The 13696-nt window shown below is 57.7% G+C and carries 12 protein-coding genes (1 of these 12 cut by a window edge); 2 read left to right on the forward strand and 10 right to left on the reverse strand.

The window, feature by feature from the left end; all coding sequences use genetic code 11:
- From QE408_RS04285 to treZ, 10 genes are all read right to left on the reverse strand, one after another.
- On the reverse strand, positions 1-667 hold the 5' portion of the coding sequence (locus QE408_RS04285) for an acyltransferase family protein (RefSeq protein WP_373465507.1). It extends 425 nt beyond the left edge of the window; the window shows 667 of its 1092 coding nt (coding positions 1-667); it begins with the start codon at positions 665-667; its stop codon lies beyond the left edge, outside the window.
- Positions 668-743: 76 nt separating this feature from the next.
- A complete protein-coding gene (locus tag QE408_RS04290; RefSeq protein ID WP_306928822.1) occupies positions 744-1823 on the reverse strand; it encodes a D-TA family PLP-dependent enzyme in 1080 nt (359 codons plus the stop codon).
- A gap of 116 nt (positions 1824-1939) precedes the next feature.
- Positions 1940-2356 carry a carboxymuconolactone decarboxylase family protein gene (locus tag QE408_RS04295; protein WP_306930187.1) on the reverse strand — a complete coding sequence of 139 codons (417 nt, stop codon included), beginning with the start codon at positions 2354-2356 and terminating at the stop codon, positions 1940-1942.
- Complete coding sequence (locus tag QE408_RS04300; protein WP_306928824.1) at positions 2286-2720, reverse strand: MerR family transcriptional regulator; 435 nt, start codon at positions 2718-2720, stop codon at positions 2286-2288. The genes QE408_RS04295 and QE408_RS04300 overlap by 71 nt, the downstream gene beginning before the upstream one ends.
- Before the next feature lie 130 nt (positions 2721-2850).
- The gene (locus QE408_RS04305; RefSeq protein ID WP_306928825.1) at positions 2851-3888 is read right to left on the reverse strand and encodes an NAD(P)-dependent alcohol dehydrogenase; all 1038 of its coding nucleotides are present in this window, start codon (positions 3886-3888) and stop codon (positions 2851-2853) included.
- 247 nt (positions 3889-4135) lie between these two features.
- Positions 4136-4912 carry a pyrimidine utilization protein D gene (gene rutD / locus QE408_RS04310; RefSeq protein WP_306928827.1) on the reverse strand — a complete coding sequence of 259 codons (777 nt, stop codon included), beginning with the start codon at positions 4910-4912 and terminating at the stop codon, positions 4136-4138.
- Positions 4913-4917: 5 nt separating this feature from the next.
- Complete coding sequence (gene rutC, locus QE408_RS04315) at positions 4918-5307, reverse strand: pyrimidine utilization protein C (protein WP_062423499.1); 390 nt, start codon at positions 5305-5307, stop codon at positions 4918-4920.
- Between the two features lie 18 nt (positions 5308-5325).
- The gene (gene rutB, locus QE408_RS04320) at positions 5326-6054 is read right to left on the reverse strand and encodes a pyrimidine utilization protein B (protein WP_306928830.1); all 729 of its coding nucleotides are present in this window, start codon (positions 6052-6054) and stop codon (positions 5326-5328) included.
- 5 nt (positions 6055-6059) lie between these two features.
- On the reverse strand, positions 6060-7151 hold the full coding sequence (gene rutA, locus QE408_RS04325) for a pyrimidine utilization protein A (RefSeq protein WP_306928831.1): 1092 nt from the start codon (positions 7149-7151) through the stop codon (positions 6060-6062).
- Positions 7152-7522: 371 nt separating this feature from the next.
- A complete protein-coding gene (gene treZ, locus QE408_RS04330; protein ID WP_373465482.1) occupies positions 7523-9334 on the reverse strand; it encodes a malto-oligosyltrehalose trehalohydrolase in 1812 nt (603 codons plus the stop codon).
- A gap of 217 nt (positions 9335-9551) precedes the next feature.
- Between treZ and treY the strand changes: the two genes are divergently transcribed.
- Positions 9552-12080 (forward strand): malto-oligosyltrehalose synthase, encoded by a 2529-nt coding sequence (treY, locus tag QE408_RS04335; RefSeq protein WP_306928834.1) that lies wholly within the window; start codon positions 9552-9554, stop codon positions 12078-12080.
- A 228-nt stretch (positions 12081-12308) separates the two neighbouring features.
- Positions 12309-13508 carry an MFS transporter gene (locus QE408_RS04340; RefSeq protein ID WP_306928836.1) on the forward strand — a complete coding sequence of 400 codons (1200 nt, stop codon included), beginning with the start codon at positions 12309-12311 and terminating at the stop codon, positions 13506-13508.
- The last annotated feature ends 188 nt before the right edge of the window (positions 13509-13696 follow it).

The raw sequence follows: 13696 nt of genomic DNA on the forward strand, positions 1-13696 counted from the left end.
AGCGATAAATCAGCACGCCGACGAAGAATGAGAAGAACACCCGCGCCATCCCGGCATACATCTCATGCCAGCGAAAACCCGCATGGAGCTTGCCGAACTCGACGGCGGCAACCACCAATCCGACGGCGGCGATTGCGATGACCGCCGCGATCTTCCCATTTTTCCAACGTGCACCCCACTTCGCGTAAATGACGTTGGCCACCAGTTCATTGAACAGGGACCAAGCGGGGCTGACAAGGAAGAGCGCGCCGTTGAGTGTCAGCGTAAACGGCGCAGGCAGGAAGAGAATACTGGTCAGCAACGCAAAAGCCAGCTCACCCAGACTGATCTTCCTGTGCAGGTCATCGATCGGAGTTGGCAGGTCTAACGCGTAGAGGAGGACGAAGAAGGCCGCCATGATGGCGAGTGCGATGATGTAAAGCGGATAGAGTCTGTAAAAGCGCGCCTTCATGAAGGTCAAGGTGGAGATTTTGCCTGTTCGCAACCTTTCGCCATAGGCATGCGCCAGAACGAAGCCGCTCAAGGCGAAGAAGAGATCGACGGCCAGATAACTGGACGCTTCCGGTCTGCCGAAAAAGAATTCCGCATGACGGTGGACGATCGCGACCGCCGCGACCCCCCGAATTCCATCCAGTAAAACGAAGCGTTCGGGCTGGGGCGTCGCAATCATCAAAATTCTCAGAGGTCAGTAAAACTCACAAACGCGACAGCCTCTCTCCGGTTCATCTTTCCTATCAAAAAACTCAGACGATGAGGCCGCGAGCGGCAACAGGCCAGACCTCCGGCTCGGACATCCCCTCGCCGATCACCGTCAAGCTATCGACAAGATTGGTCACGACGCAGGCGTGGTTCGGGACGATACGAAGCTTGTCCCCCACTTTGAGCCCGATCGGTCCCTCGGTCACAAGACGCCCGTGCTCCTCCGACAACTGATCGATCATGATATCCTCACGACCAAGCACATGGCCATAGCCTGTGAGGCCCAAGAGATCCGAGGTCAGAGCTTTCGACCCGGCATCGATAATGGCGCGGTTTTCCGCCGGTACCGAAACGACGGTGGCGATAACGTTCAGAGCACATTCGTCCCAGCCACAAACGCCGCGCGCCACAAGCGATCTGTCGTTATAGACGTAGGTTCCAGGACGATATTCCGAGACAACCGGCGCCTTGGCCGCATGCATCATAGACGGTGTGCCGCCGGATGTGATGAGGGGCACCGCAATTCCCTGATCTTCGATTATCCGCTTGGCGTCCGTCATGAAGCTCTGGACTGCGGCCTCGCCTGAAGGTGCTGGATAGGTCATCAATCCGCCGAACACCAAACCTGCCGCCTGATTGATGACCGCGGCCAATTCCGCGGCGGCTTGGGGAGTTTGTACACCGCAGCGGTTCGCACCTGTATTGCACTCGACAAGGACGGTCAGCGGTTCCGGCGCATCGGCAAAGGCGTTGGAGAGACCCTGCACGACCTCGGCACTATCGGCAACGACCGATAGACGAACCTTGCTGGCCAGCACACGCAACTGCCGCAATTTCGCTGAGCCGAGAATATTGTAGGTGATCAAAACGTCCTTGATGGCGTCGCTTCCTGCGACCATGGCCTCGGCTTCCGACACCTTCTGGCAGGTAATGCCCACAGCGCCTGCAGACAGCTGCATTTCCGCGACGGCCGGGAGCTTGTGTGTCTTGATATGCGGTCTGACCTTCAGCCCATGGACGTCAGCATAGTCCTGAAAGCGAGCGATATTCTTTTTCGCGATGTCGAGATCCACGACAACGGCGGGCGTGTTGAGCTCGGCAATCTGCTGATCGGATAGGGGCATGACATCCTCGGAAGCAACTCGGGTTCGGCGGCGGGACGCTATATCCCTTTCTCTTCCATTGCTACAGGAAGATGGAGAAATAGCGCCCACACGGAGCTGGCTTTTGGATTTGCCCCTTAAGCCGCTGCCGCTTCTCGCGCGTCAATCGCGGAGAAGACATCCTTCGCGGCAAACAGGCCGTTCAACGCCGCTGGAAATCCGGCATAGACGGCCATTTGCATGATGATTTCGGTGGTCTCGTCACGCGATAGCCCGACATTGAGGCCGGCCTCGATATGCACCTTCAGCTGTGGCGCTGCGTTGCCCATCGCCGTCAGCGCAGCGATGGTTGCGATTTCCCTTGCCTTGGTATCGAGCCCGGGCCGGCTGTAAATGTCGCCGAAGGGAAACTCGAAGAGATAGGTCGCGAAGTCCGGCGCGATATCGGCGAGCGCCGCGATTACCTTTGCTCCGGCTTCGCCGTCAATTTCGGCGAGCGCGCGTTTGCCGCGTTCCAGCCGGGTTTGGTTCAAGTTTTCCTGTGACTGCGTCATCATTCGTCATCCTCTGATCTTCGCCGGCATATCCGGCGATCTTCTGGTCGAGGACGAGGAGGCACTGCTGGAGTTCGGCAACCCGATCGCGAACCTGGTCGCGATGCGTTTCCAGCATCGCCTGCCGTTCTGGCACGGTCTTGTCGCCCTGCTTTCGCAAGGCGGCATAGCGCAGCATGTCCCGGATCGGCATTCCGGTGGTTTTCAGCCTTCCGAGAAACTCGATCCAGATCAATATCTCGGGATCGTAATCGCGCCTGCTCGAGCGGTCGCGATCGGCATAGGGCAGCAAGCCGATCCGCTCATAATAGCGGATCGTATAGGCCGACAGGCCGGAGCGTTTTGCCAGTTCGCCGATCTTCATGAGCGCCTCATCGTCATAACGCAGAGGAAGCTACAAGTTAGAGCGCACTCTCGGTCAATAGCCGCTCATAGCTTTCGAGCGAAATAGTTCAGAGGATGCCGGAGACGTTTTGCCACCGGCACCGGACCGATTATTGCGGCATGACGATTTGCAGCTTCACGTCGGTGTCTCTCGCTTCCACCGCGCGATCAAATCCAGCAATGCTGTCTTCAAAGGGGATGGTGGCGGAGATCAACGGCTTCAGGTCAACCTTGCCGGAACCGATCAGCGCAATCGCCCGGTCATAAACATTGGCATAACGGAAGACGGTCTCGACACGCAGTTCCTTGGCCTGCAATCCGACGATATCGACCGGCACCGGATCGACCGGCATGCCGACAAGCACGATTGCCCCGCCGGGTCGGGCGAGCTTTGCCATGCCGAGAATGGCGGGAGCCGCGCCTGAGCATTCAAACACGATATCGCAACCCCAGCCATCCGTGGCCTTGGCAACGGCATCTGGCAGCGAAGCTTCGCGGATATTGACCGTCTCGATGCCATCATAGGCACCGATGATATCAAGCTTGGGCTGAGCAAGATCGGCAACGATGACCTTGGCGCAACCGCCAGCAAGTGCTGCAAGCGCTACCATCATTCCGATTGGTCCGGCACCCGTGACCACCGCCACATCGCCCGGCTGGATCCGCGCGCGGAGCGCTGCCTGCATGCCGATGGCAAAGGGCTCTACCATCGCGCCCTCGCCGAAGGATACGTTATCGGGCAGCTTATAGGTGAAGGCGGCCGGATGAATGACCTCAGGTGTAAGGCAACCGTGGACTGGTGGCGTTGCCCAGAACGTCACGGCCGGATCAACATTGTAGATGCCGAGCTTGGCTGCACGCGAGGTCGGGTCGGGAATACCCGGCTCCATGCACACGCGGTCTCCGACCTTCAGATGCGTGACCTCGGAGCCGACTTCGGCAACCGTGCCCGCTGCTTCGTGGCCGAGCACCATAGGCGCGTTAACGACGAAGTGGCCGATCTTGCCATGGGTGTAATAATGCACATCCGAGCCGCAAATACCGACCGTGTGGGTGCGGATTTTCACATCTTTTGGACCGAGCGTGGCGGGAAGATCGAAGTCGCGAAGCGACAGCTTTCCCTTTTCCTCCAGAACCAGAGCCTTCATCGTTTCCTCCTTCAACCTTGATGCGACCTGCGTCTCCAGCATCGGCCCGAAAATCGGAATCGATTTTCGGAAAGCACGATGCGTAGATTCAAAAAGTTAGAGCGTCCTTTGTGCGTCTTAAAGGACGCACGGCGCTCTATAAGAAGGTGATGAAACGTCGCGCAGCGGAAAGCAACCCCTTCCTTTGTGCCATCGCTCTTTCGTTGAAGGAAGTATGTTGCCGAGCCAAGCAAGTAACGAAAAAGTATCAGCCAGACTGCAAAAAGCGCAGTATGGCGACGTTGAAGGCATCCGGAGCCGTGACGTTGACAGCATGGGCTCCGAAGTCGACGAGCTGCAACTGGCTGTTCGGCAAGCCTTCGGCCAGACGAATCGACCGCGTGTAAGGAACCAAAAGATCATCACGCGTGGCAATCACCAGCGTCTCCATTTCGATTTCCTTCAAACGGTCATCGACATCGAAGGCGCGCAAGGCGGCGATGCGGCGCAGGATATTGGTGCGCCCCTGAAAATGCTCAGTCGCGTGTCGCTCCTCCGCCTCCAGCCGTTCGGCATTTTCCGACATCCAGACGGCCGGGTACAGGAACAGGGGCTGTGCCTTGACGAAAGCGGGAACGCCGGATTTCTCCAGGAGCTCGATGCGCACATCAAAGCACCGCCCGGAATGAGGATCGGCCTTGCTCCAGGCATTGATGAGAATGAGCTTTCCGACCATTTCGGGCTTGCGAAGGGCGAGATCAAGCCCGACCAAGCCGCCCAATGCGTGCCCCATGAAATCGAAGCGAGTGAGACCCAGTTGCTCGGCAATCTCCAGCACATCGTCCGCCATGGCCGCGATGCCGCCATCGACCCGTACTTCGCCACCGGTGTGTCCGCAACCGCGATGATCATAGGTCACGATCCGATAGTGGTTCGATAGCGCCGCAAGCTGCGGCGCCCAGTAACTTGCAGAGCCGCCGAGGCCCGACGACAGGATGATCGTCGGCGCATCGGCCTCTTGTCTTCCGTGCAGATCGAAATGCATTGCGCTTACGGCTTGCCGATATGAGCGACGGTTGCGATTTCCACCAGCGCATCCGGCTTCACCAGACCGCATTGAATGCAGTAGCGAGCCGGCTTGTCGCCTGGGAAATACTCGGCATAGACGGCATTGACCGCCTGATAATTGGCCCAGTCGGTGATGAAAATGTGGTTCATGGTTACATCTTCCATCGTGCCGCCGGCTGTTTCGATCACCGACTTGATGGTCTCCAGCACGTGTCGGGTCTGGGCGCTTGCGTCACCCACATGAACGACGTCGTTGTTCTTGTCGAATGGCAGCGTTCCGGAGACATAGACGATCCCATCTGCCAGCGTGCCGGGCGAAAATGGTGCAATCGGCTTCGATGTGCCTTCGGGAACGATGATCTTCTTCGGCATGAGTGTGTCCTTCTACAATCAGGAATTGGCAGGTGCGGCCTGGCTTATGGCGCCACAGAAATCATTGACAGTCGCCACCCAACCGAAAAACTTTTCGACGTTGTAGACGGTCGCCTGTTGAATGTAATCCGGGCCGAGGTGATGGGTCGCGTCTTCGAGCATGACGCCGAAATATTCCAGATGGAAGGCATCGCGAAGCGAGCTTTCGACGCAGACATTGGTGGCAATGCCGACGAAGACGAGGTTTCGAATGCCGCGGGCGCGCAGGATACTGTCCATCTGCGTGTTGAAGAAGCCGCTATAGCGGGTCTTTGGCACCAGGATATCACCGGGTTTCGGCTGAAGCTCATCGACGATCGCGTAATCCCAGGTGCCCTTGGCAAGCAACTTACCCTGCGCATCCGGATTGGCGCGCATATATTTCAGCGCGTTGGATTTGTGCCAGTTGGGCGAGCCTGGACCACCCGCCTCGACATAATCCTTGTCCCAGCCATTCTGGAAGTAGACCACCTGAACGCCAGCAGCGCGCGCGGCATCCAGGGTCTTACGAATATTATCGATCGTCCCCTTGGCGCCTGAAATGTCGAAGCCGGCCAGATCCACATAGCCGCCTTCCGTCGAATAGGCATTCTGCATATCGACGACGACGACGGCGGTTTCTTCGGGCTTCAGTGTGATCGGCTCTGGGCGAGCGGGCAATGTCACGCTTCCGCTGTGAACGGCGGGGGCTTGGTATCCTGTCGTCATGCTACTCACTCCGCCGCCTCGAGAAGGGGCTTTACATGCTTGCGGCACGCCATCAGAGGCTGGATCTTCGTGCCGAAATCTTCAACGCCCTTGACGAAATCATCGAAAGTCAAAAGTACGCCGCCCGTTCCAGGCACGGTCGGAACCTCATCAAGCAATCGCGCCACGGTCTCGTAGGAGCCCACAAGCGTTCCCATGTTGATGTTGACGGCGGAGACCGGGTCGGCCATCTGCCGGACATTGGTGTCCGAACCGGATTTCGTATCGGCAGCACCCTGGACGCCGAGCCACTTGATCGCCTCCTCGTCGGCACCAGCCTTGTAATGCTCCCATTTCGCCCGTGCGGCCTCGTCCGTTTCGTCGGCGATCACCATGAAGAGAACGAAGGACGATACATCGCGGCCTGTCTTTGCCGTTGCTTCCCTGAGCCTCTCGGCGGCAGGCGCAAATGCGGTGGGTGTGTTGACGCCGACACCGAAACAGAAATTGTAGTCCGCATATTTAGCGGAGAATTCCATGCCGGCATTGGAGGAGCCCGCGCAGATCACCTTCATATCGGCCTGCGGCTGCGGCGAGAGCCGGCAGTCGTCCATCTGGAAGAACTCGCCCTTGAAGTCGCTCTGCCCCTTTTCCCACAATTCGCGCAGGATCGTGGCGTATTCGGCAAGGTAAGCATACCGCTTGCCGAAGTATTCGTCGCCCGGCCACATGCCCATCTGCGAATACTCCGGCCGCTGCCAGCCAGTCACGAGATTGATGCCGAAGCGGCCGTTGGAAATGCTGTCGATGGTGGAGGCCATTCTTGCGACGATGGCCGGCGGCATGACGAGTGAGGCAGCTGTGGCAAATAGCTTGATGCGTGTGGTGACGGCGGCGAGGCCTGCCATCAGCGTAAAGGATTCGAGATTATGATCCCAGAACTCGGTCTTGCCCCCAAAGCCGCGAAGCTTGATCATCGACAAGGCAAAATCGAAGCCGTACTTCTCAGCCTTGAGAGTGATTTCTTTGTTCAGCTCGAAGCTCGGCTTGTATTGCGGCGCATTCTCCGACAATAGCCAGCCATTGTTTCCAATGGGGATGAAGACTCCAATTTCCATAAATATGTCCTTCTTCGAACTGTACCGACAATGCTCTGTGACTTGCAGCACCGGGGACGGCATCGATATGACATCGGCCCAAGCCCCAGCGGATCGAAATTTCGACGGCAGATTTTGAAAGTCTTTTTGTTCCCCATACGTCAAAATAGATCAATGAATAACGGGCTGACTGGCCTGTCGCGCAAACAGCAAATCAACCCGAAAGGGGATGCTCACCCGACTGGACGCAAAGATCAACCGAAAATATTGCATGCTTGGCTATCGGAATTGTCGATTGCAAGCCACGCATGTGCGAGGCAGGCAAAGCTGCGGCATCATGTCCTTTACAAAGCGGGATGATTGTCAGGCGTCAAAACCGCCTGACTTCCTAATCAAGCGGGATGCAAGGTCCACCGGACAGCCCATGGCGATATGCCCGTTGTGCTGACGGTTCCGAGACTGAAAAGCTCGACGCCTGTTGTCGCGTCAGTCTCGATCTCACCATTCTTTTCGGAAAGATTGGCAATCAGGCGAAGCGTTGCTCCGTCCTCCATTCCCCAGTCGACGGTGACAATCCCGTCTCTGACATCGTAACGCGTTGTATCGGGGATGATCGTCTTCAGCAACGGCACGATGTGCTGTTTCCGCAGGTCGAGCAGCGTCCTATAGAAACTCAGCAACTGGCTTGCTTCATCATCTCCCACCTTCGACCAGTCGAGCTTGCTGACGATGAAGGTGTCCTTGGCGGTCGGATCGGGTAAATCCTCGCCATCGAAGCCCGGGAGGCGAGAAAGCTCCTCGCGGCGCCCATCCCTCACCTTCTGGTTCAGGTCCTCGTTGAAATCGCAGAAATAACGGAAGGGATCGCGCGAACCCCACTCCTCGCCCATGAACAGCATCGGTATTTGCGGCGCGAGGAGATAGATCGCGGTAATCGCCTTCAGTGCCGCTTCCGGTGCGTAGGTCTGCATCCTGTCGCCGAGCGCGCGGTTGCCGATCTGATCGTGATTTTGAATGAAGGAGATAAAAGCCGTGGGCGGCAAGTGCGCGCTCGGCTTGCCGCGCTCCTCATCGCGGTAGGGCATATGCTCACCCTGGAAGGCGAAGCCTTCCGCAAGGGCGCGACCGATCTGGTTGTCGTCGTCGGAATAGGCCTTGTAGTAACCGAAGGTTTCGCCAGTCGCAGCGATATGAAGCACGTGGTGGATGTCATCATTCCATTGCGCGGTGAAACGCTCCGGTTTCCCCTCTTCGTCACGGCTCAAGAGATCGCTGTCATTGTCTTCATTCTCGACGATCAGATGAATGTGCCGGTCAGCCGCGGCGGCACGAACGCGGCGCGCGAGTTCCGTCAGTAGATGTTCATCGCTATCGTCGATGATCGCATGAACGGCATCGAGCCTTAGGCCATCGAACCGGAATTGCGTGACCCAATAGATGGCGTTCTGAATGATGAACTCACGCACATACTCGGATTGCTCGTCGTCGTAATTCAAGCCCTGGCCCCATGGGTTCTCGTGATGCGGCGAGAAGAGCGGCGCGTAGTTGGGCATGTAATTGCCGTCCGGGCCGAAGTGGTTGTACACCACATCGAGAAAAACGCAGAGCCCGCGCTCATGGGCGGCGTCGACCAGCGCCATCAAATCGTCCGGGCGTCCGTAGCTACTGTCGGGCGCATAGGGCATGACGCCGTCATAGCCCCAATTGTAGCCGCCTGGAAAATCCGCAACAGGCATGATCTGGATAGCGGTGACGCCGAGATCACGCAGGTGATCGAGATGGGCAATCGCGCCTTGGAAGGTGCCTTCGTCGCTGAAGGTGCCGATGTGGAGTTCATAGATGATGATCTCCTCCCAAGGTCGGCCGTGCCAATCGGAGCTCTTCCATGGAAAGCTCGACAGATCGACAAGCTCACTCGGACCATGGACATCATGCGGCTGAAAGCGAGAGGCGGGATCTGGAACCTTCAAGCCATCGGCCAAGGTAAAGCTGTATCGCAATGCGGTCTCGGGTGTCGGCTTGCGCAGCCGGTGCCAGCCCTCATCGTCCCGCTTCATCGCCTCCGGCGGATCGCCTTCGATAGTGAGAAGCACCTCTTGGTGCAGAGGTGCCCAAAGGCGAAACTCAATGTCTTGATCGGAAATAGCTGGACCGAAATCGAATGTCTGAACCACCGGAGCCCCTCGTGCTGTTGTGCACTGCATCAAACAGAAGTCGATGCAAAAGGTTCACGTGCATCTCCCGAATTTCTCGATGCTTGATCGTCATAACGCAAACCGACTCGGCGGGTGGAACTACTCTCCCTCAAGAGCAGTTTGCGCAGCGCTTCACACATCTTCCGGACCAGGACGCTGAAGCCCACCACTGGTCCTTTCGCCAGCTTTCACCGGCCAAAGCAGCGGCCACTTTTGGGATTGTCGCATGAAATTTCCGACCGCCACCTATCGCCTGCAATTCCGTAACGGCATGACGTTTGATCGCGCAAGCGCTCTCGTGCCCTATCTTAAAAAGCTCGGGATCAGCCATCTCTATGCGTCACCAATCTTCACGGCGACATCGGAATCCACGCATGGCTACGATATCACCGACGCGAATGAGATCGATCCCGCGATCGGCGGCCGGGCTGGTTTCGACCGCATGGTCGAGGCGTTGAAGGATGCCGGGCTCGGTCTCATCCTCGATATCGTTCCCAATCATATGGCCGCATCGCTTGAGACGCCCTGGTGGAAAGATGTAATGGAGCATGGTGCGGAGAGCCGTTATGCCCGCCATTTCGATGTCGACTGGTCGCGGCGCTTGACCTTACCGGTTCTCGGCGATGATTTTGACGCCGTTCTGGAAGCAGGCGATCTGGCCATCAAGTCCGATCCGAAGACTGGCAAGCCGGTCCTTGCCTATTTCGAATCTCTGTTTCCGCTCCACCCCTCAACATATGACGGGCGTGAGGCAGAGATTTTGAAGATTTCGGATAAGGCTTCGGTGTCTGAGCTGCACGACCAACAGCCATACCGGCTGATGTCCTGGCGAGATGCGGCACGCGACCTCTCCTATCGGCGGTTCTTCGAGGTCACCGGCCTTGCGGGCGTCCGGGTAGAAGACAAGGCGGTCTTCGAGGATAGTCATCGGCTGATCCTCGAACTTGTCCACAGCGGTGCCGTCCAAGGCCTGCGTCTTGACCACATCGATGGTCTTGCGGATCCCAAGGGCTATCTTGATTGGTTAAGAGAGGCCGTAGGACCGGACTGCTATATCGTCGTCGAGAAAATCTTAGGAGAAGGCGAACAACTCCCAGCCGATTGGCCGGTTTCTGGTACGACTGGCTACGAGTTCATTGCCGCCCTCAGCCATGCCTTGGTAGATGGCAAGAAACTTGAGGTGTTGCAGTCCGCCTATGAAGCGCTCGGAGAAAACCGACGCGATGCGGAGGAGCAGTTGCGCGCAGCAAAGCTCCTGATGGTCAGCAGGAACTTCGAGGGTGAGGTCTCTGTCCTGGTGGCACTGGCAGCCAAGATTGCGGAGCAAGCAGGACGTCGCACTCCGGAAAGCGAACTGAAAGACGCGCTCAGCGAAATGCTGATTGCCTTCACGGTCTACCGCACCTACGGAACGCCTGAGGGCTTGCGCGCGGACGACAAGGCCCTTCTGGACCAGGTTATCGAAGCCACTGGCGACGCTGGCCATGCCGTCTCGATTGAGGCGCTTGCCTTGATCACCGGCATCCTCAAGGGTGAAGTGCCAAGCTCTGCAGAGCAGGATGCGGTGACCTTCCGCACCAAGTTCCAGCAGTTGACCGGACCGATCATGGCGAAGTCCATCGAGGATACGCTGTTTTTCCGCCACAACCTGCTGCTTGGCCTGAACGAGGTCGGCGCCGAGCCCATCCAGCCTGACTTCTCGCTCGATCATTTTCATGAGGAGATGCGCATCCGCAAGGAGCGGCAGCCGAAAGGGATTTCAGGCACCTCCACGCATGACACGAAGCGCGGCGAAGATGCCAGAGCCCGCCTCTATGCTCTGTCGGAAGCACCTGACGTCTGGATTGCAGCCGTTGAGGACTGGCGTGAGACCAACGCCAAGGCTGTTCGGCAGCTTCCAGATGGTCCGGCTCCGGAGCCTGAAGTCGAGTGGATGATTTACCAGGCGCTCGCCGGATTTCTCCCTCCTCGCTTAGATGCCGATGACGAGAAGACGTTCCAGCAGTTGAAGGATCGCTTCCTTACCTACCTGGAGAAAGCGCTGCGTGAGGCGAAACTCAGAACCGACTGGGGCGACTCCAACGAGGCGTATGAAGAGGCTGTTCTCGGCTATGCCTCGCATCTCTTCTCGCTAGACAACCGAGACTTTCTCAAGGGCTTCGCCGAGACGATCAAACCCTTCATCGAGGCCGGCCTTGCAAATAGCCTCACGCAGACGATCATCAAGCTCATGGCGCCTGGAATTCCTGACATCTATCAGGGCAGCGAAGGTTTCGATTTCAGCCTCGTCGATCCCGACAATCGCCGCGAACCAGATTATGATGCCCTGTCGAAACGCCTGGCAGAAGGCCGCAAGCCGGATGCAGCCGATGTCTCCGCTTGGTACGATGGTTCGGTCAAGCAGTCTGTCATCGCCACCCTGCTGCATCTGCGCCAGGCCGCTGCCGATCTTTTCAATGAAGGGGACTATGTGCCGCTTCGCGCGACGTCGCGCTCCGGCAACCTTGTGGCCTTCGCCAGAGTGCATGGTGAGCAAGCCGTGCTGGTTGTTGTCCCACGCTTCACGCTCGCACGGGGTGCGGATCAGGTTCTTCCGCCGACGCTTGGCGGCGGAGTGACCATGGAGCTTCCCGCCGAACTATCAGACAAGCGGTTCCAGAACGTGTGGACGGAGGATCACATCGAAACAAGCCACGTGCTGGAACTGGACGCAACTGCCGAGGAGCAACCTTTCCTCGTTCTTAGAACGGCCTAATCGGCTAGACCGTTTCCTTGTTAAATGGAAACACGCCAAAGCTTATTGCAGCTTCGGTCTTTCGATGCCGGAGCTGCAACGATGATCAACGCCGCCAAAGCGAAAGACGCTTTGGCGCAAATGTTATTTTGCTAAAATACACGAAATCCGCAAATTTGACCTTGAACATGAAAGGCCGAGCTTTCAGAAGAAGCCGACGCGTGCAAGCGCGTGTTTGGAGATCCCCTCATGGCCAGAGTGACCAATCCCGGCTTCACCCCCGAAGTGACCACCTTTTCCATTATCGCGGCGGCAAGCTTCTGCCACATGCTGAACGACATCATGCAGTCGCTGCTAACGTCGCTTTATCCGCTGCTGAAAGCCAATTATGCGCTCGACTTCGGACAGATCGGGCTTTTGACCTTCGCCTTCCAGGTGACGGCATCACTGTTGCAGCCAGCCGTCGGCGTCGCCACCGACAAATGGCCCATGCCGTTCTCGCTTCCAGCCGCGATGCTCTCCACCTGCACGGGCCTCATCACTCTGGCCTATGCCCATAGTTTCCCTGTGCTGGTGCTCGGCGCCTGCCTGATCGGCATCGGCTCAGCGATCTTCCACCCTGAAGCATCCCGTGTGGCGCGCGTCGCCTCCGGCGGACGCCACGGTCTGGCGCAATCCTTCTTCCAGGTGGGCGGCAACACAGGTACGGCAATCGGACCATTGCTTGCGGCCTTCATCGTCATCCCGAGGGGCCAGGAGGTCCTTAGCTGGTTTTCGATCATTGCGCTCACCGGCTTTGCCATCCTCTCATGGGTCAGCATCTGGTACAGCCGCCATCGGCGTAGTGCTGCTGGCAAGCGACCTGTCAGCCGCGAATTGCCGCTGCCGCGCAACAAGGTATTGATGACGCTTGCCGTTCTCGTGGTCTTGACTGCGACCAAAAACGCTTATCTTGCCAGCATTTCCAGCTACTTCACCTTCTTCACCATCGAGAAGTTCGGTGTTTCGGTGCAGAATGCGCAAATCCTGCTGTTCCTGTTCCTCGGCGCGTCTGCTGCGGGTGTATTCTTCGGCGGGCCTATCGGCGACCGGTTCGGCTCGCGCGTGGTTATATGGTTCTCGATCCTCGGCGTCATACCGTTCGCTCTGATCCTGCCCTATGCCAACCTCTTCTGGACGGCAGTTCTCGTGGTCGTCATCGGCTTCATCTTCTCGTCTGCGTTTTCCGCAATCGTCGTTTTCGCGCAGGAACTGGTACCCGGTCGCGTCGGGTTGATTGCCGGCATGTTCTTCGGCTTTGCCTTCGGCTTCGGGGGGATTGGTGCTGCGGTCCTTGGCGTCTTCGCCGATCGGCAGGGCATCGAGTTCGTCTATCAGGTTTGCTCGTATCTGCCTCTGCTGGGACTGCTGACGGTTCTTCTCCCGCAACTGCCTGGCCGCCGTATATAATGGAGAAGCGCCGCCCCCTCTATCGAAAGCGGGCGGCGCTTTGATAAACTCAAACATTGGTGGTTTTGCTTCAGCAGGGAGATCTGCCACCTTTTTCTTTTGCGATATCTCGTCCCCTACGGCGTTCACCGAAAATAGTCGCTCCCGAATCGATCAAGCGGTAGATGAAGGTTTGTGATCTTCCCCAT

It is taken from the genome of Agrobacterium larrymoorei (genome assembly GCF_030819275.1).
GTDB lineage: Bacteria > Pseudomonadota > Alphaproteobacteria > Rhizobiales > Rhizobiaceae > Agrobacterium > Agrobacterium larrymoorei_B.

Coding starts and splice junctions, on each gene's coding strand:
- QE408_RS04290 (WP_306928822.1), bottom strand. CDS start 1,823: ATGCCCCTATCCGATCAGCAGATTGCCGAGCTCAACACGCCCGCCGTT.
- QE408_RS04295 (WP_306930187.1), bottom strand. CDS start 2,356: ATGACGCAGTCACAGGAAAACTTGAACCAAACCCGGCTGGAACGCGGC.
- QE408_RS04300 (WP_306928824.1), bottom strand. CDS start 2,720: ATGAAGATCGGCGAACTGGCAAAACGCTCCGGCCTGTCGGCCTATACG.
- QE408_RS04305 (WP_306928825.1), bottom strand. CDS start 3,888: ATGAAGGCTCTGGTTCTGGAGGAAAAGGGAAAGCTGTCGCTTCGCGAC.
- rutD (WP_306928827.1), bottom strand. CDS start 4,912: ATGCATTTCGATCTGCACGGAAGACAAGAGGCCGATGCGCCGACGATC.
- rutC (WP_062423499.1), bottom strand. CDS start 5,307: ATGCCGAAGAAGATCATCGTTCCCGAAGGCACATCGAAGCCGATTGCA.
- rutB (WP_306928830.1), bottom strand. CDS start 6,054: ATGACGACAGGATACCAAGCCCCCGCCGTTCACAGCGGAAGCGTGACA.
- rutA (WP_306928831.1), bottom strand. CDS start 7,151: ATGGAAATTGGAGTCTTCATCCCCATTGGAAACAATGGCTGGCTATTG.
- treZ (WP_373465482.1), bottom strand. CDS start 9,334: ATGCAGTGCACAACAGCACGAGGGGCTCCGGTGGTTCAGACATTCGAT.
- treY (WP_306928834.1), top strand. CDS start 9,552: ATGAAATTTCCGACCGCCACCTATCGCCTGCAATTCCGTAACGGCATG.
- QE408_RS04340 (WP_306928836.1), top strand. CDS start 12,309: ATGGCCAGAGTGACCAATCCCGGCTTCACCCCCGAAGTGACCACCTTT.